This window comes from Lysinibacillus sp. BPa_S21 (genome assembly GCF_023337795.1).
Taxonomy (GTDB): Bacteria; Bacillota; Bacilli; order Bacillales_A; family Planococcaceae; genus Lysinibacillus.
Map to the genome: position 1 here is coordinate 99,457 of NZ_JALIRS010000010.1, position 23,597 is coordinate 123,053.

The following is a 23,597-nucleotide window of genomic DNA, read 5'->3' on the forward strand; positions in this document are numbered from 1 at the left end:
TTTGGCTATTTTTGTTATTGAGGAAATGCTATGAATTGTTTATAATTATCAGAAATATCTAACATTTGAAAAAACTTAGGGGGAATAAAATTATGAGAGAGAACAAAAAGCTTAAAAAGTTTGGCTCACTTTTAGTGGCATCTTCACTACTTGCAGGCGTTCTTGCTGGTTGTGGTAACGGAGATAGTTCAAGTTCAGGGGGAGGATCATCATCAGGCGGTGGCGGTTCTTCTGACGGTGATACGATTAAAATCGGTGCAAACTTAGAGCTTTCAGGTGGCGTAGCTTCCTATGGTTCTTCGATTGCTCTAGGAGCAGAACTTGCAAAGAAAGAAATTAATGATAAAGGCGGAATTAACGGAAAAAAAATTGAACTGATTAAAGTAGATAACAAGTCTGAAAACTCAGAGTCTACTGCAGCAGCTATTAAACTAATAACACAGGATAAGGTAGTAGCAATGCTAGCTCCTGCAACTTCTGGTAATACAGTTGCAACAGTGCAAATTGCTAACGACAAAAAAATTCCAATCGTTACTGGATCAGGGACAGCCCCAAATATTACAGTAAATGATGATGGTAGCGTTAATGACTATGCATTCCGTACTTGTTTCATCGATCCATTCCAAGGGATTGTGGCTGCAAACTTCGCTTCTAATGAATTGAAGGCAAAAAATGTAGCTATTTTTGCGGACAACGCATCTGATTATGCAAAAGGTTTAGCGAAATCATTTAAAGAAACCATTACAAAAAACGGCGGGAAAGTTGTAAAGGAAGAAGCGTATGTAGCGAAGGATACTGATTTCCGTACGCAATTAACAACTATTAAAGCAGAAAAGCCCGACTTCATTTTTATCCCGGGATACTATGAAGAGGTTGGTTTAATTGTAAAACAAGCGCGTGATATGGGTATTGATGTTCCACTGATGGGAGCTGACGGTTGGGATTCACCGACATTAGTAGAGCTAGCTGGTAAGAAAGCGCTGAATAACACGTACATTACAAACCACTACTCTGCGGAAGACCCAGATCAAAAAATTCAAGACTTCGTAAAGGCGTTTAAAGCAGCGAACGACGATAAAGCACCAGATGCTTTCAATGCACTCGGCTATGACACAATTTACTACATCGCTGATGCTATTGAGCGTGCAGGCTCTACGGATGGGGAAGCTATTAAAGATGCATTAGCTGACACGAAAGATCTTTCTTTAGTAACAGGTACTTTTACAGTTGACAAAAATCATAACCCAATTAAAACAGCAACAGTTCTTGAATTTAAAGACGGTAAACAAGTGTTCAACTCTAAAGTTAATCCTTAATGTTTTCTAGGCAAGGGGAGGCGGGTAAACACGCCTTCCCTTTTATGTGTAAAGACCCCCACAATTCAAAATCCGGAAGCATTGTTTATCTGTAGCGACAGCTACAATTACGCCAAGGCGAAATCGATAGAACATGGAAAAAATTTTTAAGAGGACACAATTTACGCTATTTTCAATAATAACATATAGAAGTAAGTTATATTTTTGCATTTTTCAAAAAATAAAAAGGGGTGAACGCTCATGGAATGGATACAGCAGCTTGTGAATGGTATTTCACTAGGTAGTATCTACGCATTAATAGCGCTAGGGTATACGATGGTATATGGGATTATTAAGCTGATTAACTTTGCCCACGGCGATGTCTTCATGATTGGGTCATTTATTGGCTTTTATGCAATTGCTAAATGGGAGCTTGGCTTCTTTCCGGCACTGTTATTGGCGATGGCGGTCTGTGCAATCTTTGGTGTTTTAATTGAACGTATTGCGTATAAGCGTTTGCGAAATGCCACACGTATTGCAGCTTTAATTACGGCAATCGGTGTATCACTTTTAATCGAATATACGACTATTTTCTTCAGAGGTGCGCAACCGGCAGCATATCCTGAAGTCATTACAAATAAATCATTTGATGTTTTTGGCGTTCAAATCAGTAGTACATCCATATTAATTTTATCTGTCACAATTGTACTGATGATTCTTTTACAATTCATCGTACATAAAACGAAAATCGGTAAGGCCATGCGAGCGGTTTCTCATGATGCAGATGCAGCTCGTTTAATGGGTATTAATGTAGATAATACAATTTCTGCAACATTCGCAATTGGTTCAGCTTTAGCGGGTGCAGCGGGTGTAATCTTCGGCGTATATTACACAAAGATCGATCCATTAATGGGGGTTATTCCAGGGGTTAAAGCATTTATCGCGGCAGTACTTGGTGGTATTGGTATTATTCCTGGTGCCATGGTTGGCGGTATGTTGCTTGGTGTTGTGGAATCATTTGTAAGTGCACTTGGTTTCTCTTTATGGCGCGATGCAGCGGCATTCGTTATTTTAATTTTAATTTTAATCTTCAGACCATCGGGTATCTTTGGTAAAAACGCCCGAGAGAAAGTGTAGGTGAGCGGTAATTATGAAAAAGTCTAAAGTTTTCTGGGGCTATGCCGTATTAGCGCTAGTCATCTATGCAGTTGTGCAGGTGCTTATTTCAACGAACGTGCTCGATATTTACTATCAAAATATGTTGATCACAATGTGTATTAACATTATGCTTGCGGTTAGTTTGCACATTGTCATTGGTATTACGGGTCAATTCTCGATTGGGCATGCAGGCTTCCTAGCAGTAGGGGCATATATTTCCGCCATTATTACAACTAAATTAATGCTTCCGTTCCCATTAGCAATTTTCTTAGGAGCACTGGCAGCTGCAATAGCAGGTTTAATCGTAGGCATTCCGACATTACGTTTAAAGGGTGACTACTTAGCAATTGCAACGCTTGGTTTTGCGGAAATTATCCGTATTATCTTTTTAAATACCGACTATGTTGGTGGAGCAGCAGGGATGCAGGTTCTATATTTATCAAACTGGACTTATGCATTCGTGGGTGTTGTTCTAACAATTCTAGTCATCTCAAACTTTACGAATTCTCGTCATGGACGTGCATGTATTTCGATTCGTGAGGACGAAATTGCAGCAGATGCAATGGGTATTAATACAACCTACTATAAAGTTGTCGCTTTCGCGATTGGTTCCTTCTTTGCCGGTCTTGCAGGGGCCATCTTTGCACATAACTTTTACATTATTCAACCGACGACTTTTGGTTTCTTAAAATCATTTGACATTTTAATCTATGTAGTTCTTGGTGGCTTAGGGAGTCTTTCAGGATCGGTCCTAGCTGCGATTTTTTTAACAATAGTTTCAGCATATCTAGCAAACTTCCCAGAAACACGTATGATTATTTACAGTTTAGTATTAATAGTCGTAATGTTGTACCGACCAACAGGGTTGATGGGAACAAAAGAAGTTACGGATTTATTTAAGTTTGGTAAAAAAGGAGGTACAAAATAATGACTGGAAACCTTCTTATCAATGTTGAAAACATGGGCATACAATTCGGTGGTTTAAAGGCGGTACAGGGCGTTAATATGTACCTAAATCAAGGAGAGCTAATAGGTCTTATTGGGCCAAATGGTGCTGGTAAAACAACGAGCTTTAACATGCTTACCGGGGTGTATAAGCCAACTGAAGGCACGATTACATTTGACGGTATAAAGTTGAACGGGCTCGCGCCATATCAAGTAACACAAAAAGGCATTAGCCGTACGTTTCAAAATATTCGTCTATTTAAAGAGTTATCCGTTCTAGATAATGTTAAGGTAGCAAACCATTCGCTTGCAAAGCATTCCATGTGGTCTTCCATTTTCCGCTTGCCGAATCATTTTAAAGGTGAGGCAGAAATGGAGCATCAATCTATTGAGTTTCTAAAAATCTTTGGCTTAGATGTTTATAAGGATGAGCTTGCGAAAAATTTACCTTATGGGATGCAGCGCCGATTAGAAATTGCTCGTGCCCTAGCTGCGAAACCTAAGTTACTTCTATTGGATGAACCAGCGGCGGGAATGAACCCACAGGAAACGCACGATTTAATGGAATTAATAGCATTTATTCGTAAAGAATTTGGCCTAACAATTCTTCTAATTGAGCATGATATGAGCTTAGTTATGGGGATATGTGAACGTATATATGTGCTTGATCACGGTCAATTAATCGCTGAGGGGACACCAGAAGAAATTCGCAACAATCCAAAGGTAATCGAGGCTTACCTTGGTGAGGAGGTTATCAGCTAATGCTAAAAGTACAAAATATAGATGTATTCTACGGTAATATTCAAGCATTAAAGAGCCTTTCTTTAGAAGTAAATGAGGGTGAAATTGTCACGCTAATTGGCGCCAATGGGGCTGGTAAAAGTACTTTATTAAAAACATTGTCAGGTTTATTAAAACCAAAAGGTGGCATCATTGAATATGAAGGCTTCTCTATCGCAGGGAAGGCTGCACAGACAATTGTAAAATCGGGCATTTCACATGTTCCAGAGGGGCGTCGTGTTTTTGCCAATATGTCTGTTGAAGAAAACCTAGAGCTTGGAGCCTATCTTCGTAACGATAAAGCGGGCATTAAAAAAGATTTAGATCATGTGTATGAATTATTCCCACGTCTTTTGGAGCGTCGGAAACAGCAATCAGGTACATTATCTGGTGGTGAACAACAGATGCTAGCGATGGGGCGAGCATTAATGGCAAAACCGAAATTGTTATTAATGGATGAACCGTCAATGGGACTTGCACCACTCATGGTAAAAAATATTTTTAATATTATTGAGCAAGTCAACAAAGAGGGTACAACCGTATTGCTTGTTGAGCAAAATGCGAATATGGCCTTATCAGTAGCAAATCGTGCTTACGTACTTGAAACGGGTCGTATAGTATTATCAGGTACAGCCAAAGAGCTTCAAGAGAGCGAACAAGTAAAGGCTGCTTATTTAGGTGGTTTATAGAGGGAGAAGGCGTCTCGATGTTGAGGCGTCTTTTTTTGTGAGAGAAAGGAGTGAGCAGACGGATAGAAAGACTAGAGCGACGGAAAGAACAGTCAAGGTGACGGAAAGAAAGGGCTAAACGACGGATGGAATGATCAAAGTGAAGGAAAGAAGTCAAAGCGACGGATAGAAAGACTAGAGCGACGGAAAGGACAGTCAAGGCGACGGATAGAATGATCGAAGTGACGGAAAGAAGTCAAAGCAAAGGAAAGAAAGACTAAAGCAACAGAAAGAACGGCCAAAACGAAGCAGAATAATCAGATCGACGAAATTATAGTAGCATTCGTCTTTTATTATTTGGTAATGTGGACGAAAGGAGTGAAGTTTTATGAAGTATTCAGCACAATATTTTATTGAGAAATTAAACTTGGCAGAGCATCCAGAGGGCGGGTATTATATATCCTCGTTTCGAGCAGCTGAGGATATAGCTGTCAGGGATGTACAGAGACCTGTTTATACGAGTATTTATTTCTTATTACGTTCACAGGATATATCTCATTTGCATCGTTTGAAATCGGACGAGCTTTGGTATTATCATGCAGGCAGTCCGCTAACAGTTCATATGATTTTCCCTGATGGTACATATGAGGCGAGGAAGCTTGGATTAAATATTGAGGCAGGAGAAGTACCTCAAATAGCAGTCCCGAAAAATACTATATTTGGCTCATCTGTGGAGGATGAAGAAACATTTAGTTTAGTAGGCTGTATGGTTGCCCCAGGTTTTGATTTTGAAGACTTCGAATTATTTACACAAGATGAGCTTTTAGCTGACTATCCACAGCACGAGGAAGTTATTCGGAAAATGGCTTATAAGAAGATTTAATAGAAGAAAAGTAGTTGCCTTATAAAGGTGATATTTATTAATTGGAATGATGGTGATTTCTGTTTCAGCTACTTAGCGCTCAGTCGCAACAGAAATCAATTCCTCGTTTTGCTTAGGGGCTATACTTTATTTACAAGAGCCGTCTCGACTAATTTTGAGACGGCTCTTTTTATTTACCAAAAAATTGTTTCGGGGTATTTAGCTTTAATTTCAATTTCATGTAATGATTTTTTGGTAGTAATCGCAGCCTCCATAAGTTGCGATTTAAGCGTTATATATTCATCGTCTTCTAACATTAATCGGAGTGCAAACGCTGCTAAATGAGTTTTACGTTCCTCCAAGCTTAGTTGAATGTACTCTAGGTTCAAAACATCTACGTACTGCGTTGCATAACGGAATGTTAATGGACTTTTAGTGTGTAGCATTCTTAGAAATACTAAGTATTGTTCTTCATTCATCTCCTGCTCTAAGCAATCAGCAACCGCTGCCTGGAATTTACGAATTGTCGCAACATCAATATTCCAATCAGAAGAATCAATGAGCTCTTGATGTAGGCGAATGAAATCGTTTAATGCAATAGCGGTAAAGATCAGCTCTGGCCAAAGAACCTCTGCTGCGAAATAAACATTTTTGTTTGGGAAAATTAGTTCATGCTGTGTCAGAACACTTTTGTTGATACCATTGCTAACAAACTCAAGCTGATGTGTCCCCTTGGAAGCTTGACGTAGATTATAACAAACACTAAGAATGCGAAGGCGCGCTCCTTGATAATCATAATACTTGTTTTCATCACCAGTTATTTTGTAAATGGCATTAATCAGCTCATCTATATCCCAAAAATCACCACTTATACGTGCCCCGGTTAACTGCTCAGTACTTTGAATTGACAGCATCGTTCCATCCCCTTAAATTACTTTATTTTGGTGTGTATTTAAGTAGTCTGAATAGTTCTGTTCGTTCTTTATCTGTTAAATCGCGCCACTGTCCAACCTTTAAGTTGCCAAGCTTAATATTCATAATACGAATGCGTTGTAGACGCTTAACGGAGTAGCCAAGTGCCGAACACATACGACGTATTTGACGGTTTAAGCCTTGCTCTAAAATGATTTTAAAGACTTTATCAGATATTTTTTCAACATGACAAGGTAGGGTTGTCGTATCTAAAATATCTACACCAGCTCCCATTTTTTTGATGAATTGCTCCGTAATAGGTTTATCGACTTGCACGATATATTCTTTTTCGTGATGATTTTCTGCACGTAAAATTTTATTGACGATGTCACCATCATTTGTCAGTAATAATAGCCCTTCTGACTCTTTGTCTAGCCGTCCAATATGAAAAATGCGAAGCGGGTGATTGACAAAATCAACGACATTTCCTTTTATATGTCGTTCAGTTGTGCTTGTAATTCCTACTGGTTTGTTTAAGGCAATATATACGAGCTGTTCTTCTTTCTTTACCTCTTTTCCATCAACGCAAACCATATCACCAGCCTCAACCTGACTTCCTACTGTTGCAAGCTCACCATTAATCGTTACTTTACCTTCTGCTATCCATTTATCAGCACCTCGACGAGATACGATACCTGTTTCACTCAAATATTTATTAATGCGCATACTGTTCTCCTATACATGTATATTATTTTTAAGTATACATTATTGTTGGTCACACCGTGAATCCTAGAAGCTTTTCTAGCAAAAATAGCCTTTCGCCATAGCTTATATAGTCCACTCCGAACAATGGTTTTCATGAGTCTCCTCTTCGCTCTATGTGCTTTCATATCAACTGCTTCAAAAAAATTTTAAAAAGTTGAAATTTTTTCTCGTTTCTGACAATATATTGGGTAAGAGGGTTTCTATGAAAATATCGTTTTTTCGATGAAAATGATGATTTTTGTAGAGTATGTTCTCATTATTTTGTGTAAAGGGGAGAAGTAAAATGGTTTATGCATTTCCAAACACTGAAGGATCGGTAGTTCAATTCAAGGAGAAATATGAAAATTACATTGGTGGGGAATGGACACCTCCAGTGAAAGGACAATACTTTGATAATGTTACACCTGTTACTGGACAAGTTTTTACACAATTAGCTCGATCTACTGCTGAAGATATTGAACTTGCAATTGATGCAGCTCATGCCGCAAAAGAAGAATGGGGCAAAACATCCCCAACAGAGCGTGCGAACATTTTACTTAAAATTGCGGACCGCATAGAACAAAACTTAGAAAAGCTAGCCGTTGCCGAAACATGGGATAACGGGAAAGCGGTACGTGAGACATTAAATGCAGATATCCCTCTTGCGATTGATCATTTCCGTTATTTTGCGGGGGCTTTACGTGCACAAGAAGGCGCAGTAAGCCAAATCGATAATGATACAGTTGCTTATCATTTCCATGAGCCAATTGGGGTAGTAGGTCAAATTATCCCTTGGAATTTCCCATTATTAATGGCTGTTTGGAAGCTAGCACCGGCACTTGCAGCTGGAAACTGTGTAGTGTTGAAACCTGCAGAGCAAACGCCAGCTTCGATTATGGTGCTCGTTGAATTAATAGAAGATTTATTGCCATCAGGTGTACTAAATGTTGTCAATGGCTTTGGTTTAGAGGCAGGGAAGCCGCTAGCATCAAATCCACGAATTGGTAAAATTGCTTTTACTGGTGAAACAACAACTGGTCGCTTAATTATGCAATATGCTTCACAAAACCTTATTCCGGTTACATTAGAATTGGGTGGCAAGTCGCCAAACATATTCTTTGAGGATATTATGGATGAAGATGATGCCTTTTTAGATAAAGCAGTTGAGGGCTTTGTATTATTCGCTCTAAACCAAGGTGAAGTATGTACATGTCCTTCTCGTGCACTAATCCAAGAATCTATTTACGATAAATTTATGGAACGCGTCCTGCAGCGTGTTGAAGCGATTAAATTTGGGAATCCACTTGATCCGAATACGATGATGGGAGCGCAGGCTTCGAGTGAGCAAATGGAAAAAATCCTTTCTTACTTAGATATTGGTAAGCAAGAAGGTGCAGAATGTCTAATTGGAGGAGAGAAAAACAGTGTAGGGGCAGGCTTCGAAAATGGCTACTACATTAAACCGACTGTCTTCAAGGGACATAATAAAATGCGTATTTTCCAAGAAGAAATTTTCGGGCCAGTTGTTGCTGTAACGACATTTAAAACAAAAGAAGAAGCATTAGAAATTGCTAATGACACATTATACGGTTTAGGTGCGGGTGTATGGACACGTGATATGAATACAGCTTATCGCTTCGGTCGTGGTATTGAAGCAGGGCGTGTTTGGACAAACTGCTACCATGCTTATCCTGCACATGCAGCGTTCGGTGGCTATAAAATGTCGGGTGTTGGTCGTGAAAACCATAAGATGATGTTAGCGCATTATCAGCAAACGAAAAACTTATTGGTTAGCTACAGCGAAAACAAACTTGGTTTCTTCTAATTAGTAGGGAGGTGCATGAGCGTGGTCGTGCGTGTTTTAGCAACAGAAGGAGCGCTAGCACTAATCGAATTATTAAAGGAAAAGCATGGACCTATTATGTTCCATCAATCAGGTGGTTGCTGTGATGGCTCCTCGCCGATGTGTTATCCAGAGGGAGACTTACTATTAGGTGATCAGGATGTTTGCCTTGGAGAGATTGGTGGTGCTTCCTTCTACATGCATAAAAATCAATATGACTATTGGAAGCATACACAAATAATCTTGGATGTTGTCGATGGTAGAGGCGGTATGTTTTCGTTGGAAGGCGTTGAAGGTAAGAGATTTTTAACAAGATCAAGAGCCTTTTCCGCAGAGGAATTAAAAGAATTAAGGTTAATTTAAGTGCACCGAATAAGCAATATAAGGATAATTAAGGTGTAATGTAGTATACATTTATGGACAGCGGCAAAAATAATGCCGCTGTTTTTTATGTTCATTGTTAAAAAACAGTTGAATCTTTTCGACGATATATTACGTAAATATGGAAAAAGGAGTGTGTTAAACATGGACTTTGTTATGATCGAAAATCAGTTTACAAATACGGTAGAGGATGTCTCGAAGGCTGCAGGTAGGACGGTAGATCGTAAAATCGTGTTAGCCATTGCTAGTAAATATGTGGCATCAGGGAAATCTTTTGATGCCGTTAAATATAAAGAAGTATTACAAGAAATGAAAAAGCAAACGTCATGGACATCTCCGCTAAGAACAGCGGTAGGGTATAGTATTGCTGCAAATTTAATGGAGCAAGAGGATACAGAACAAGCAGTTGAAAATTTACTAACTAACGCTAATATAATGAAGGAAGTAAAATTTAGAAGTGGGAACTTTAGTTTTATTGGTGCACAGTTTTTAACGGAAGAGAAAAGTGAGAAACGTGCACATGCACAGAAAGCACGTGCATTATTTGATGCAATCCGCAAACATCATCGTTTTTTAACATCATACGATGACATTCCTTATGCTGTACTGTTAAGTAGCCCATCTGATGACGTAGAGCTACGCGCGGAAACAATGAATCGTTATTATAAAGAATTACGTACATATAATTTTAATGCAGGCAATGAGCTTCAATGGCTGTCGCAAGTACTGACTTTATTATCACCTCAATATGATAATAATTTAGTGTCAAATGTTGTGACAATCCGTGACGCATTAAAAAATCAGGATGTAAAGGTCAAAACGATGCACTATCCATTACTGGGCTTTTTAGCAATCCTTGAAATGAATCAAGCACAGCTTCAACAGATTATTGATTTATATCATGAGTTAAAGGGGATGAAACTTTTAAAATGGCATCGTGAATTCGTGTTATTTATGGCTATACAAATTGCTGTTTATGATATGGCGCAGGTGCAACAATCTTTATCGATGTCAATTATGTCATCGATTGAATTATTAATTCAGGCACAGCAAGCAGCAATGTTCGCAGCAGTAAGCGCAGCAGCTGTAGCATCAAGTTCTTCGTGATAAAATAAAGAAGAACTTGATTTTTGGAGGTGCATTGGAAGCATGAAAGAAACAAAGCTATGGATTAATGGACAGTGGCAGAACGCGAAGGCAACATATGAATTGAAATCACCCTATAGCGGGGAGGTTATTGCGAAGGTAGCTAAGGCGTCAGTTTCTGACGTTGAGCAAGCGATAGAAGGTGCACACGAGGCATTCCAAACGTTTAAAAAGACAACGGCTTACGAACGTGCCGAAATATTATATAAAGTGGTCGACATCATGCGCCAGCGTAAAGAGGAATTAGCTGAAATTTTAGCCTTAGAGGCAGGTAAACCAATATCAGCTGGTTTAACCGAAATAGAGCGCACAATAGCAACCTATCAATTTGCTGCTGAGGGGGCTAAGCAAGCAAAGGGTGAAACGGTACCGATGGATGCTGCACCTGGAGCTGGGGATCGTATTGGCTGGACTAAACGAGAACCTCTAGGTGTAATTTCAGCCATTTCCCCATTTAATTTCCCATTTAATTTAGTGGCACATAAATTAGGCCCTGCCTTTGCAGTAGGAAACACGGTTGTCTTAAAGCCAGCAACGCAAACGCCATTAAGCTCTATCGTGATGGCGGAAATTTTCCAACAAGCGGGCCTACCTAATGGTGCACTTCAAATTATTACAGGTAGCGGTGGTGAGTTAAGTGATACACTTGTGACCCATCCACTTGTGAAAAAGGTGACATTCACGGGAAGTGGTAAGGTTGGATTGGGCATTAAAGAAAAAGTTGGTTTACGAAAGGTTACTTTAGAACTTGGTTCCAATGCAGCGGTAATTGTCGAGCCTTCGACACCGATTGATAAAATTATTTCGCGTTGTGTTGGAGGAGCCTTTAATTTTGCTGGACAAGTTTGTATCTCTTTACAACGTATTTATGTACATGCATCGATTATTGATGATTTTACAAAAGCGTTTGTAGCTGAGACAGAGAAATTAGTGGTAGGTGATCCACTAGATATAAATACTGATGTGAGTGCAATGATTAATCCAAAAGAAGTTGAACGTATTCGTCAATGGATTGAGGAAGCAAAGTCACAAGGTGCGGTAGTTGCAACAGGAGGTACATTTACGGAACGTACTTTAACGCCAACTGTTATGACGAATGTGACGGCGGATATGAGAATTGTTTGTCAGGAAACATTCGCACCAATCGTCTCAATTGTTTCATATGAAACATTAGACGACGCTATTCGACTAGTGAATGAGTCAGAACTTGGCTTAAATGCAGGAATTTATACGAATGTGTTACCAGATGCATTACGGGCAGCGGACGAATTACAAGCAGGCGCTGTTATTATTAATGATATTCCGACATTCCGAGTTGATAATATGCCGTATGGTGGCGTGAAAATGAGTGGCTATGGACGCGAAGGCATTAAGTGGGCAATCGAGGAAATGACAGATATGAAATTTATTACGATGAAAAAATCGTTCTAATTTGCATCAGCTCTTTTTCTGCGATACGATGACGAAAGAACATTCATGAAGGGAAGTTGCAAGAACTATGACAAACAACGCAATACCGATGGGCCAGTCACGTACTGTTCAAACGCGTCTTGTATTACCGCCAGATACAAATAATCACAACTCCATTTTCGGTGGAAGAGTGTTAGCTTATATTGATGAAATTGCTGCTATTACAGCAATGAAGCATGCAAAAGGGCACGTAGTCACAGCCTCTATAGATTCAGTTGATTTTTTATCGGCAGCACATGTAGGGGATATTTTAGAAATAGAAAGTATTGTTTCGTCAACTGGACGTTCTTCAATGGAAGTTTACGTTCGAGTTATTTCACGAAACATTGAAACTCGTGAGGAACGATTAACGACGGAATCCTTTGTAACGATGGTTGCAGTTGATGATGAAGGTAAACCTAAGCCAGTTCCTGCAATTTATCCTGAAACAGATGCAGAAAAACGTCTGTTTGAAACGGGGCCAGCAAGACGAGAACATCGCAAACAAAAACGCGAATTACCACATTGAAAATGGACAAAACCCATCTCTAAACTAAAAAAGCCGGTGTAATTTTACGATCAGTAAAATTACACTGGCTTTAAATTTTATTTCATAAAAAAATAAGGATCACTTCTGATAAAATTAAGTCACCACAACAAAATTATACAGAAAGAAGGATCCTTATGTTTAAAGATTATAACATGAATCAATTCACTTCATCTACTTTTTCGACCATTTAAGCGGGGTCTTCCGATGCTAATTCCTTTTCATTTTTCCGTTCAATTTTTGGCATGATTTCTTTTTCAAGCAGCTTATCGTATAGATGGTTTGACTTTTCCCACTAATTGAAGCAAGTTATTCCTAGGCTCTTATTCGTGCTTACATTTTTAACTCATTTACCACATTAATAAGTGAATCGGAAGAAGAAGAAACTAAGGTAGCCCCTTGTGACAGTTCGGTAATCAAGTTAGAGATCGCTGAAATATCTCTTGATGTATTTACATACTGCTGTTGAATTCCAGAAACAGCATCGGCGATATCATTAAATGATTTAGATAAATTGTTTTGTGTATCTACGCTAAGTTGAATCTTTTCATCAACATTTATCACTGAATTCGACATTGTTGTAATATTACTTTCTGTTTCTTTAATGAGATGAGAAACATTTTGTACAGCATTTTTTGTTTCTTCTGCAAGCTTACGGACTTCCTCTGCAACAACAGCAAAACCTTTACCATGCTCACCTGCACGAGCTGCCTCGATAGAAGCATTCAATGCTAATAAGTTAGTTTGATCGGCAATTCCTGTAACTAGCCCTACAATCTCTGATATTTTTTGAGAAGATGTACGCAACTGGTTCATCGTCACTTCGAGACTGTTTACACTTTGTAAAATAACCTGTATTAAATCATTTTGACCTTGTAGCTGCTGCTGTCCACGTCGAGATTTTTCCTGTGTATCGGCAACGAAGTTTAAACCTTGTTTAGTAGCTACTGCGATATCATCTGTTTGAGAAGATATGACTAATAAAGAAGCTGCTGTTTCTTCACTAATCCCATTGAGTTCCTCTGCCGTTTTTTGAATGGTCGTAACAAGTGCATTTTTTGTTTCATCAGCTGCTGCACGAATGCGTTCTTCTTCTTTTTCATAGGCTTCAATTACAAGTTGCTGCTCGAAGTTAATGATTTTGCAGAAAGCATTGATAGCACGTATTGCATCATGTTTTGATATATCTAACTCATTTGTAAAGCGTGTAAATGTTGTTGTTAATGATTGGAATGAGGCGATATACCACTTCGATTGTAGACCAATTCGGACATGGGTTTCGGCAATTGCCTTCCGTTCAATAATATAAGCGTTATTAATATGACTTTCAAAAATATCACTCAAATGCTTATGTAAAGTAATTTTTAAACGATCGATTTGTGACGTTCTGTTGATAATGTCTAATAAACCTTGGCTCAAACTAATGGCTGCATAAAACTGATCCACCATTTCAGGAACTAAATCCTTAGCGAAAGGCTGTAGTTGTTTAATGATGGCTAAATCCTCAATTGTTAAATCCAAAAGCTGTAACTGTTTTTCAAGTTTTGGATGGTTTGAGACATCCAATTGCACATCGTTCTTATAATTTTCAGGTACTAATGTAATTGAGTAGCGAGAATCGTTCTTTTTTGTAAACCAACTCATTGTTGTTTGCTCCATTCTTTATAAATGCATAGTAGTATATAAAAAATCGAATTGCTTATTTTGTTAATTTTTCGGAATATATGGTATTTAGTCTATTCTACTATTTTTTGTAGTGAATTTGGTTAAAATTTTAGTGTATTTCTTTATTTTTTTATAGGCATTATAGACGACTGTCGAATAAAAGTCATGAAATAGACTATTAAAAAGGTAATAGGTAAATTGAATTTGAAATAGGAAACCTGTAAAATACGAACTGTTTAGATTGATCGTAACAATAGTTTTGAGGAGGTATTACATGGAGAAGAAACGTTTCAAATTTGTTATTCCGGTTATGGTAATTGTAGCAATAGGATCGGTTTACATGTTGCGAAACTACTATACTGAGGTACCCGACTTAGATCAACTATTAATTACTATCTGTGCAACATTAGTATCTGGGGTACTCGCATACTTTTTATTTCCACAGCAGGGCGAAGATAAAGTTGATGATCGTGGACCTTACTGACAGTGAAAAGGCATCTTAGAAAAATCTCTAAGGTGCCTTTAGCTTGTCGACAAAATAAATAGTTGATTTCAAATTTCCGCTGGTTTCCTGCGTCATAACTAAGGTTTAAATAAATTGAACCAGCCTTTAAGCTTAAAGACTGCTAGCATAAATAACGCGATAAAAATCATAATGCCGAGTACGATAAAGTAGCTAAATCTCCCATGTAGCTCTGGCATATGGTCAAAATTCATCCCATAGACGCCGGCAATAAATGTTAGAGGAATAAAGATTGTTGAAACAATTGTTAAGGTCATCATAATGCCATTCATGCGACTAGAGCTCATGGCCATATAGCTATCACGCATATCCGCTGTGAGCTCACGGTTAGATTCGATCATTTCGGTGAGTTTAAGCAAATGATCATAAATATCTCCGAAATAAGCACGTTCCGATTTCTTAAGTGAAAATCGGTAAGAATTAAGGATTCGATATAAAAGATCACGCATTGGTAAAATGGTGCGTCGTAGATCAAGCAAATCACTACGGAATTCAAACACAATTTTCATAGCATTGAGGTTACTTTGGTAGGTAAGCTCATCTTCTAGTGCGTTTAAATGATCCTCAATTTTATAGACAAGTGGGAAATAGCTATCAACGATTTTATCTATAACCTGATATGTTAAATATATGGTGCCACGTTCCCAATTCTTTGGCTGTTTTTCTAACATCTTTTGTACTCGATCTATTTCAGGTGCTTCGTTTTTATGAAATGTGACAATAAATTTATTAGAAACAAAAATATTTACTTCCTCAGCGGTTAATTCTTCGTTAACCCTTTGAATAACAAAGAAATGGAAATTATCATAAAAATCGAGCTTTGGCCGCTGTAAACGCATTAAACAATCTTCTATAGCGAGTGGATGGAAATGGAAAAACGTATCTAACAATTGTTCTTCATCATCGGTCGGACAATTAAAATCGACCCAATACCATTCAAATTCGTTTTTGTGTATATCTTCAAGCGGAAATTCCTTTATAAGCTTTTGATCTTTTGTAATGCCAAATGTGCGTATCACAGCATTCACCTCAATTCTGTTCATTCTATCCTAACAGGTGTATATATCTTCACGAGCAACTTTCTTTATAACATATCCAACCACCAAATAGAGTAGTCGCAAAGAATCTAGATGGTTTTGTAAAGCCTGCCTGCTGTAATAGTGATAAAATGTCCTCCTCACACATAAATGAAAGAGAACGTATGGATTTCTCCATTTCTGCTACGTCCGATGATGTAAGCTTTGTGTGTTGTAGCCAATAAGCACGCCATAAATCAAATTGGAGCTCCGTTTCTAAGGAACAGAGTTGCCCGTATTTTGAGACGAGGACAAATGGAGCACCAGGCTTTAAATTATTTGCTATTTCTTTTAATGTTGCAAGCTTCTCTTGGTCATCTTGTATAAAATGAAGCACTAGCACACAGCTTGCTGCATCAAATTTCACTGCGGGTAGCTGCGTATCCAGTATAGTTCCTTGATATAAAGAAATATTATTAGGTAGGGATTTTAAACGTTCGCCAGCTATTTCTAGCATTGCTTCTGACGGATCTATGCCAACAAATGACCAGTGCGGTCTTTTCTCGGCAAGCTGTAAAATTTCATTGCCACTTCCGGAACCAACTACTAAAAATTCAGCTTTCTCATGTAATGCAGACTGGTAAAAAGTTTGTATTAAACGTAGCATGGCATCATAGCTTGGTAGCGTGCGACGAATACCTTTTTCGTATTCGTTTGCAAGTTTGTTACTAAATTCCATCAGGTATCACATGCCTTTCAAAAAAATTTTATAAATCGAATTTATATTGAAACTATATAAGGTATAGTTTCGTAAATAAAAGTACATAAAATAAAAAAATTAAAGGAAGGGTTGATATAAATGGAAACTAAATGGTCTAAGGTAATCATACACGCAAGTGCGTTTTTTGCGCCATGGTTAGTACCAATTTTATTTTTCTTAATTGGCTCGGATGAAGAGATAAAGAGTATTTCAGTGCAAGCTTTATTGTTCCAAGTTGTGATGGTGGTATTACTTACAATTTCGGGTATTTTAAGCTTCCTACTCGTTGGTATACCGTTTTTAATTGTTTTTGGTATTATGTATTTTATTGTGCCAATTATCGGTATTGTGAAGGCTCTATCTGATGAGCCTTGGCGTTATCCAATTGTTGGTCGCTGGGTATAATTTCTATAGACGCAAGTATATGCTAGTTGCATGTGCTTGCGTTTTTTCTATTGCTGAAAAGGGTATCTTAAAGCTAAGGATTTTTTCTGTGTGCGAATTAATTGCAATTATTTTCAAGCGTTTTGTATAATATACTCAAAGAAAGTCAAAGATAGTCAAAGTCAGTGGAGTAAGCGAGGTGTATTCCTAAAATGCGTAATATATCAGACATCATAGAAGGCTACTTAAAGCAAGTACTTGAATTAGGTGGAGAAGGGCATATTGAAATTAAACGTAGTGAAATCGCAGATAAATTTCAATGCGTGCCCTCACAAATAAATTATGTAATTAATACAAGATTTACTGCCGAACGAGGTTACCTTGTTGAAAGCAAACGTGGTGGTGGTGGATACATTCGAATTTTACGTGTCCGCGCGAATTCACAAATTGATCTAATTGATGATGTCCTCAGGCAAATAGAAGGTGGGGCATCGCAAACAATGGCAGAAGATTTAGTGTATCGATTAATTGATGAGCAGGTAATTTCAATGCGAGAAGCGAAAATAATGTTAGCAGCAGTTGATCGTTCAACGATTGATTTGCAACTCCCGTTACGTGATCATATTCGATCAAAAATTTTAAGAGCGATGCTAACGACGATTAAATATGAACAGCAAAAATAAAAGAGGTGATGGAAATGATATGCGAACATTGTAAGCAGCGAAATGCGACAGTTACCGTAACACAAGTTCAAAGTGGTCAAAAGGTGGAGCACCATTATTGTGACGTCTGCGCCTCGCAATTCCATCCATTTCATGCTGAATTTAAACAAGAGCCAATCTCTATTCAACAGTTATTATCCAATTGGTTTGGCTCACCTTCATGGCAGCAACAACAAGTGGGTGAAAAACAACAGGCGCCACCACAACCACAAACATGTCCGCAATGTGGATTTACGTATAAACAGTTTTTAAAAGAAGGTAAATTTGGGTGCCCAAGTTGCTATGACACATTTAGCGAGCACTTACCGAAGCTCTTTAACCGTATACAGGCTGGTCCTCAACATATAGGGAAAATGCCCGGTGCCCGAAACAATGTTTATGTCATCAAAAAGCAAATTGAAGATATTCGTAAACGTATGAGGGTAGCAGTAGATGCAGAGCAATTTGAAGAGGCAGCTAAGCTCCGTGATGAAGTGAAAGAGCTTGAGAAGCAGCTACAATTCGAAGGTGGTGATGTGTTGTGATGATTGAATCGTTTTTAGAACGTGCTACACCAATATGGATGAGTGTGGAGGACGATTATTCAGATATTGTCATTAGTACACGCATCCGCCTTGCTCGAAATTTAGACGGTTATCGTTTTCCGTTAGCCTTTACAGAGGACGAAGCATTACAGGTGGAACAGGCAGTTACACATGCAATCAAGGATAGTACAGAACTTCGAGGAAATTATTCATATTTTGCTATTAAGGATTTAACGCCTTTGCAGCGTCAAATACTCGTGGAAAAACATTTAATTAGTCCTCAGCTTGCCAAAAAAGAGCGGGTGGGCTCAATGCTTTTATCTGATGACGAATCGACTAGCATTATGGTGAACGAAGAAGATCATTTACGCATTCAATGTATGACAGCGAGTTTTCAACTTCAAAAGGCATACGAGCAAGCCAATACAATTGATCGTACCTTAGAGAAAACTTTGCCCTATGCATTTCGAGATACATTTGGTTATTTAACAAGTTGCCCAACAAATATTGGTACTGGGTTGCGAGCATCTGTCATGATGCACCTACCAGCTCTTACACTTACAGGTCAGATGAATCAAATCATTAATGCAATGACACGGTTAGGAATGACGGTAAGAGGAATATATGGAGAGGGTAGCGAAAATATAGGGAATGTTTACCAAGTGTCAAATCAGATTACACTAGGGAAAACAGAGGATGATATTTTAGCGGACATTCAAAGTGTCGCTGAAAAAATAATTCAAAAAGAACGACATGCACGAGGCAAGTTACTGGAAAAAGCAGAGCTGGCCCTAGAAGACCGTGTATACCGTGCTTTAGGGACTATAACACATGCTCGAATTTTAACGAGTGAGGAAGCCGCTACCTGTCTATCTAATATTCGTTTGGGAGTAGATTTACAGTTAATTGATGGTGTCAAAGCGACCAAACTAAACGAATGTGTAGTCAGTATGCAACCTGGTTTTTTACAGAATTATGCAGGTGACGTCTTGCCGCCTGCTGAGCGAGATCGCGTACGAGCTGAAATGCTTCGTGAGGCACTATCTCGAGAAAATATGAGTAAGCCTATTATTCGGAGAAAAGGAGAGGATTCATTTGATGTTTAATCGTTTTACACAACGCGCACAAAAAGTATTACAGCTTGCACAAGAAGAGGCAATTCGTTGGAAACACGAATCAATTGGAACAGAGCATATTCTTTTAGGGCTTATCCGTGAAGGTGGCGGTATTGCTGCAAAAGCATTAGAAGCCATTGATATTAGTCCTCAAATGATTGAAACAGGTATTGAAGAACTTGTAGGGAAAGGCAAAGAGGATGTTGGGCCAATTGTTCACTATACACCTCGAGCAAAAAAAGTAATAGAACTATCAGTCGATGAATCACGTAAATTAGGTCATTCCTATATTGGCACAGAGCATTTACTATTAGCGCTTATTCGCGAAGGTGAAGGTATAGCTGCCCGTGTATTAAATAATGCTGGTGTTGGATTGAATAAGGCTCGTCAGCAAGTGCTGTTGTTATTAGGTAATAACGATAATGCCCAATCTGGTCAACAAGCTGCCCAGGCTGCCAATACACCAACATTAGATAGCCTTGCGCGTGATTTAACGCAAATTGCTCGTGAAGGTACATTAGACCCAGTCATTGGTCGTAGCAAGGAAATTACACGTGTTATTGAAGTGCTGTCACGTCGTACAAAGAATAACCCTGTATTAATCGGGGAGCCAGGCGTTGGTAAAACAGCAATCGCTGAAGGCTTAGCGCAGCAAATTATTAATAATGAAGTGCCAGAAATTCTTCGCGATAAACGTGTTATGACACTTGATATGGGGACAGTTGTTGCTGGAACAAAATATCGTGGTGAATTCGAGGATCGCTTGAAAAAAGTAATGGATGAAATTCGCCAAGCTGGTAATGTTATTTTATTCATCGATGAATTGCATACATTGATCGGTGCAGGTGGTGCAGAAGGTGCCATTGATGCTTCAAATATTTTAAAACCGTCTTTAGCACGTGGCGAGCTTCAATGTATTGGTGCAACGACACTAGATGAGTATCGCAAATATATTGAGAAGGATGCGGCATTAGAGCGCCGCTTCCAACCAATTCAAGTTGATGAGCCAACTGTAGAAGAAGCGATTCAAATTATTCAAGGTTTACGTGATCGTTATGAAGCGCATCACCGCGTGAAAATTACAGATGAAGCAATTGAAGCGGCGGCAAAAATGAGCGACCGATATATTTCTGATCGTTTCTTACCAGATAAAGCGATTGATTTAATTGATGAAGCGGGTTCTAAAGTACGCTTACGCTCATTCGCAGTGCCACCAAACTTAAAGGCACTTGAAGATAAGCTTGAAAATGTGCGCTCTGAAAAGAATGCAGCTGTCTCAGGGCAAGAATTTGAAAAGGCAGCATCTTTAAGGGATACAGAACAAAAACTAAAAGATGAAATTGAAACTACGAGAAAAAATTGGAAGGAAGAGCAAGGTAAAGCCGAATCAAAAGTTACAGTAGATGATGTAGCTGCGGTAGTATCTATGTGGACTGGAATTCCGGTATCGAAAATAGCCTCAGAAGAATCTTCTAAGTTATTACAACTTGAAGAGGAGCTACACAAACGAGTTGTAGGTCAAGGGGAAGCCGTAGAGGCAATTTCTCGAGCAATCCGTCGTGCAAGAGCTGGTTTGAAAGATCCGAAACGACCAATTGGCTCATTTATTTTCTTAGGCCCTACAGGGGTTGGTAAAACAGAGCTTGCTAGAGCACTAGCTGAGGTTATGTTTGGCGATGAGGACGCAATGATTCGTGTTGATATGTCTGAGTACATGGAAAAACATTCGACTTCACGTTTAGTTGGTTCACCTCCAGGTTATGTAGGCTTTGATGATGGCGGTCAACTAACGGAAAAGGTTCGTCGTAAACCGTATTCAGTAGTATTACTAGATGAAATTGAGAAGGCTCATCCAGATGTTTTCAATATCTTACTACAAGTACTTGAAGATGGCCGTTTAACAGACTCTAAAGGTCGTGTGGTAGATTTCCGCAACACAGTTGTTATTATGACATCAAATGTTGGTGCAGATGCTTTAAAATATCAGAAAAACCTTGGCTTCAATGTAGGTGGTACAGATACGAAGTATAAAGATATGAAGGGTACAATGCTGGAGGAACTGAAAAAAGCATTCCGCCCAGAATTCTTAAACCGTATCGATGAAATGATCGTCTTCCACTCACTAGAAAAAGAGCATTTAAAAGAAATCGTAGCGATGATGGCGAATGCTTTAACAAAACGTTTGCAAGAGCAAGACATCTCGTTAGAGTTAACGGATTCTGCTTTGGAGAAAATTGCAGAGGAAGGCTACGATCCTCAATACGGTGCTCGACCACTACGCCGTTCATTACAAAAACAAGTAGAAGACCGTTTATCGGAAGAACTGCTAAAAGGCAATGTAGAGAAGGGCAATCAAGTGATCATTGATTTTGTAAATGATGAGTTTGTTGTGAAGAAAAAAGAGGAAGTTTCTACTTCTAAATAATTTTCCCGAAAAAGACAGCAAGGCTTTAAGTGCCAAGCTGTCTTTTTTTATGTACAATAATAAATATAAGAACAAATATTCGAGGTGGATGCAATTTGGCGAAGAAAAAAACAAAATTTGTATGCTCAGGCTGTGGCTATGAATCTGCAAAATGGATGGGTAGATGTCCAGGGTGTGGAGAATGGAATAAGATGGTTGAAGAGGTGGAGGTAGTTGCAAAAGGGCCGCGTGGGGCATTCCAACATTCTGCTACGGTTACCCAAAAGGCTCTCCCTATAATGCAGATTGAAGCTACTGAAGAATCACGAGTTGCAACAGAAATGGGTGAGCTAAACCGTGTGTTAGGTGGAGGCATCGTGCCAGGTTCTCTTGTGTTAATTGGGGGAGACCCTGGGATTGGGAAGTCAACATTATTATTACAAGTATCTGCGTTGCTGTCGAATAAGGGACATCGTGTGCTTTATATTTCTGGTGAGGAATCCATCCGTCAAACAAAGCTACGTGCAGAACGTTTAGGAGTAGTATCCCAGGAGCTTTATATATATTCTGAGACGAATTTAGAGTTTTTAAATCAGACCATTGACGATGTGCAGCCAAAGTTTGTTATTGTCGATTCTATTCAAACTGTTTTTCATCCGGAGGTAACGAGTGCACCGGGTAGTGTATCACAAGTGCGTGAATGTACAGCAGAACTTATGCGAATAGCAAAAACAAAGGGTATTGCCATTTTTTTAGTTGGACATGTAACAAAAGAAGGGCAAATTGCAGGGCCACGTATTTTGGAGCATATGGTTGATACGGTATTGTATTTTGAAGGAGAACGACATCATAATCACCGTATTTTACGTAGCCAAAAGAACCGTTTTGGCTCTACGAATGAAATTGCTATCTTTGAAATGCTGCAGGGGGGCTTAAAGGAAGTGTTAAACCCATCTGAGTTGTTCTTACAGGAGCGTTCACAGGGGGCGGCAGGGTCAACAATCGTAGCTTCGATGGAAGGTACACGACCGATTCTAGTTGAAATTCAATCACTTGTAACACCAACAAGCTTTAATTATCCGAAACGAATGGCAACAGGTGTCGATCAAAACCGCGTGCAACTGCTTATGGCCGTTCTTGAAAAGAGAATGGGCCTCTTGCTACAAGCCCAGGATGCCTATATTAAAGTTGCTGGCGGCGTGAAGCTTGATGAGCCCGCAATTGATTTAGCTGTGTTGACAAGCATTGTTTCAAGTTTTAAGGATCAAGCTGTCAGGGCAACGGATTGCTTCATTGGTGAAGTAGGTTTGACAGGTGAGGTGCGTCGTGTATCTCGTATTGAACAACGTGTGATTGAGGCAGCAAAACTCGGATTTAAACGAGCCTTCATACCAGCCTCGAATATAGGTGGATGGGATTTCCCACAAGGTATTGAGATAGTTGGTGTGGAAACAATAAAGGATGCATTAAATGCTTGCTTTAGAGAGCTATAAAGAAGCTTGTGCATGTTGGACAATGTTCTGACATGCACTTTTAATTGCATGAGTGGAATTCCTAGATAGAAGGTAGGAAACTCAAAGAGGGGAAATGGCGTCTAAGATAACGTCTGTGAAAAGAATAGTTAGAATGAAGGATTTTGGCAATTGATTTTTCTTCTTTCAGTAGTCTCGATAGAAGAGGAATGAACGATACTTTGATGGGTTCATAAAAGATTTTCTACAGCAAACTATGTATAATTATATATTAAAAATAGG

The 23,597-nt window shown here is 38.9% G+C and carries 23 protein-coding genes; 18 read left to right on the plus strand and 5 right to left on the minus strand.

Annotated features, from left to right (window positions below):
* Nucleotides 1-92: 92 nt before the first annotated feature.
* The 6 genes from MOK21_RS18075 (at nt 93) to MOK21_RS18100 (ending at nt 5,729) form a co-directional block, all read left to right on the plus strand.
* Entirely contained in the window at nt 93-1,316 is a 1,224-nt protein-coding gene (locus tag MOK21_RS18075) for an ABC transporter substrate-binding protein (protein WP_249075378.1), read from the plus strand.
* 240 nt (nt 1,317-1,556) lie between these two features.
* Nucleotides 1,557-2,432 carry a branched-chain amino acid ABC transporter permease gene (locus MOK21_RS18080; RefSeq protein WP_249075379.1) on the plus strand — a complete coding sequence of 292 codons (876 nt, stop codon included), beginning with the start codon at nt 1,557-1,559 and terminating at the stop codon, nt 2,430-2,432.
* Nucleotides 2,433-2,445: 13 nt separating this feature from the next.
* On the plus strand, nt 2,446-3,381 hold the full coding sequence (locus MOK21_RS18085) for a branched-chain amino acid ABC transporter permease (protein ID WP_249075380.1): 936 nt from the start codon (nt 2,446-2,448) through the stop codon (nt 3,379-3,381).
* Nucleotides 3,381-4,160 (plus strand): ABC transporter ATP-binding protein, encoded by a 780-nt coding sequence (locus MOK21_RS18090; protein WP_249075381.1) that lies wholly within the window; start codon nt 3,381-3,383, stop codon nt 4,158-4,160. Before MOK21_RS18085 ends, MOK21_RS18090 begins: the two co-directional genes overlap by 1 nt.
* Nucleotides 4,160-4,867 carry an ABC transporter ATP-binding protein gene (locus tag MOK21_RS18095; RefSeq protein WP_249075382.1) on the plus strand — a complete coding sequence of 236 codons (708 nt, stop codon included), beginning with the start codon at nt 4,160-4,162 and terminating at the stop codon, nt 4,865-4,867. Before MOK21_RS18090 ends, MOK21_RS18095 begins: the two co-directional genes overlap by 1 nt.
* A 367-nt stretch (nt 4,868-5,234) precedes the next feature.
* Entirely contained in the window at nt 5,235-5,729 is a 495-nt protein-coding gene (locus MOK21_RS18100) for a cupin domain-containing protein (protein WP_249075383.1), read from the plus strand.
* A 173-nt stretch (nt 5,730-5,902) separates the two neighbouring features.
* On the opposite strand, the gene MOK21_RS18105 is transcribed toward MOK21_RS18100, so the two are convergent.
* Both MOK21_RS18105 and rluF read right to left on the minus strand, forming a co-directional pair.
* Entirely contained in the window at nt 5,903-6,622 is a 720-nt protein-coding gene (locus MOK21_RS18105; RefSeq protein WP_249075384.1) for a DUF6904 family protein, read from the minus strand.
* A gap of 22 nt (nt 6,623-6,644) precedes the next feature.
* Entirely contained in the window at nt 6,645-7,346 is a 702-nt protein-coding gene (gene rluF, locus MOK21_RS18110) for a 23S rRNA pseudouridine(2604) synthase RluF (RefSeq protein WP_249075385.1), read from the minus strand.
* A gap of 322 nt (nt 7,347-7,668) precedes the next feature.
* On the opposite strand from rluF, the gene adh reads away from it, so the two are divergent.
* The 5 genes from adh to MOK21_RS18135 all read left to right on the plus strand — a co-directional run bounded on the left by adh (nt 7,669) and on the right by MOK21_RS18135 (nt 12,712).
* Nucleotides 7,669-9,189, plus strand: a complete 1,521-nt coding sequence (adh, locus tag MOK21_RS18115) for an aldehyde dehydrogenase (RefSeq protein ID WP_249075386.1) — start codon at nt 7,669-7,671, stop codon at nt 9,187-9,189.
* Nucleotides 9,190-9,210: 21 nt separating this feature from the next.
* The gene (locus tag MOK21_RS18120) at nt 9,211-9,570 is read left to right on the plus strand and encodes a DUF779 domain-containing protein (protein ID WP_249075438.1); all 360 of its coding nucleotides are present in this window, start codon (nt 9,211-9,213) and stop codon (nt 9,568-9,570) included.
* A gap of 162 nt (nt 9,571-9,732) precedes the next feature.
* A complete protein-coding gene (locus MOK21_RS18125; RefSeq protein WP_249075387.1) occupies nt 9,733-10,695 on the plus strand; it encodes a DUF4003 family protein in 963 nt (320 codons plus the stop codon).
* A 42-nt stretch (nt 10,696-10,737) separates the two neighbouring features.
* Nucleotides 10,738-12,165, plus strand: coding sequence for an aldehyde dehydrogenase family protein (locus tag MOK21_RS18130; RefSeq protein WP_249075388.1), 1,428 nt, complete (start codon nt 10,738-10,740; stop codon nt 12,163-12,165).
* 67 nt (nt 12,166-12,232) lie between these two features.
* The gene (locus tag MOK21_RS18135) at nt 12,233-12,712 is read left to right on the plus strand and encodes an acyl-CoA thioesterase (RefSeq protein ID WP_249075389.1); all 480 of its coding nucleotides are present in this window, start codon (nt 12,233-12,235) and stop codon (nt 12,710-12,712) included.
* 351 nt (nt 12,713-13,063) lie between these two features.
* Here MOK21_RS18135 and MOK21_RS18140 read toward each other — a convergent pair whose 3' ends face one another.
* Entirely contained in the window at nt 13,064-14,374 is a 1,311-nt protein-coding gene (locus tag MOK21_RS18140) for a globin-coupled sensor protein (protein WP_249075390.1), read from the minus strand.
* Between the two features lie 295 nt (nt 14,375-14,669).
* Here MOK21_RS18140 and MOK21_RS18145 point away from each other — a divergent pair, with 295 nt between their 5' ends.
* Entirely contained in the window at nt 14,670-14,879 is a 210-nt protein-coding gene (locus MOK21_RS18145; RefSeq protein ID WP_249075391.1) for a hypothetical protein, read from the plus strand.
* Between the two features lie 98 nt (nt 14,880-14,977).
* On the opposite strand, the gene corA is transcribed toward MOK21_RS18145, so the two are convergent.
* Together corA and MOK21_RS18155 are read right to left on the minus strand one after the other, a co-directional pair.
* Nucleotides 14,978-15,937: a magnesium/cobalt transporter CorA gene (gene corA, locus MOK21_RS18150; protein ID WP_374110237.1), complete on the minus strand. Its 960-nt coding sequence runs from the start codon at nt 15,935-15,937 to the stop codon at nt 14,978-14,980.
* Between the two features lie 49 nt (nt 15,938-15,986).
* A complete protein-coding gene (locus MOK21_RS18155; protein ID WP_249075393.1) occupies nt 15,987-16,673 on the minus strand; it encodes a class I SAM-dependent methyltransferase in 687 nt (228 codons plus the stop codon).
* A 120-nt stretch (nt 16,674-16,793) separates the two neighbouring features.
* Here MOK21_RS18155 and MOK21_RS18160 point away from each other — a divergent pair, with 120 nt between their 5' ends.
* From MOK21_RS18160 to radA, 6 genes are all read left to right on the plus strand, one after another.
* Nucleotides 16,794-17,099, plus strand: a complete 306-nt coding sequence (locus MOK21_RS18160; RefSeq protein WP_249075394.1) for a DUF4870 domain-containing protein — start codon at nt 16,794-16,796, stop codon at nt 17,097-17,099.
* A gap of 191 nt (nt 17,100-17,290) precedes the next feature.
* Nucleotides 17,291-17,761 (plus strand): CtsR family transcriptional regulator, encoded by a 471-nt coding sequence (locus tag MOK21_RS18165; RefSeq protein ID WP_249075395.1) that lies wholly within the window; start codon nt 17,291-17,293, stop codon nt 17,759-17,761.
* Nucleotides 17,762-17,775: 14 nt separating this feature from the next.
* A complete protein-coding gene (locus tag MOK21_RS18170) occupies nt 17,776-18,324 on the plus strand; it encodes a UvrB/UvrC motif-containing protein (protein WP_249075396.1) in 549 nt (182 codons plus the stop codon).
* Nucleotides 18,321-19,430, plus strand: a complete 1,110-nt coding sequence (gene mcsB, locus MOK21_RS18175) for a protein-arginine kinase McsB (protein ID WP_249075397.1) — start codon at nt 18,321-18,323, stop codon at nt 19,428-19,430. Before MOK21_RS18170 ends, mcsB begins: the two co-directional genes overlap by 4 nt.
* Nucleotides 19,420-21,864 carry an ATP-dependent Clp protease ATP-binding subunit gene (locus MOK21_RS18180; protein WP_249075398.1) on the plus strand — a complete coding sequence of 815 codons (2,445 nt, stop codon included), beginning with the start codon at nt 19,420-19,422 and terminating at the stop codon, nt 21,862-21,864. Before mcsB ends, MOK21_RS18180 begins: the two co-directional genes overlap by 11 nt.
* A 95-nt stretch (nt 21,865-21,959) precedes the next feature.
* On the plus strand, nt 21,960-23,336 hold the full coding sequence (gene radA, locus MOK21_RS18185; protein ID WP_249075399.1) for a DNA repair protein RadA: 1,377 nt from the start codon (nt 21,960-21,962) through the stop codon (nt 23,334-23,336).
* The last annotated feature ends 261 nt before the right edge of the window (nt 23,337-23,597 follow it).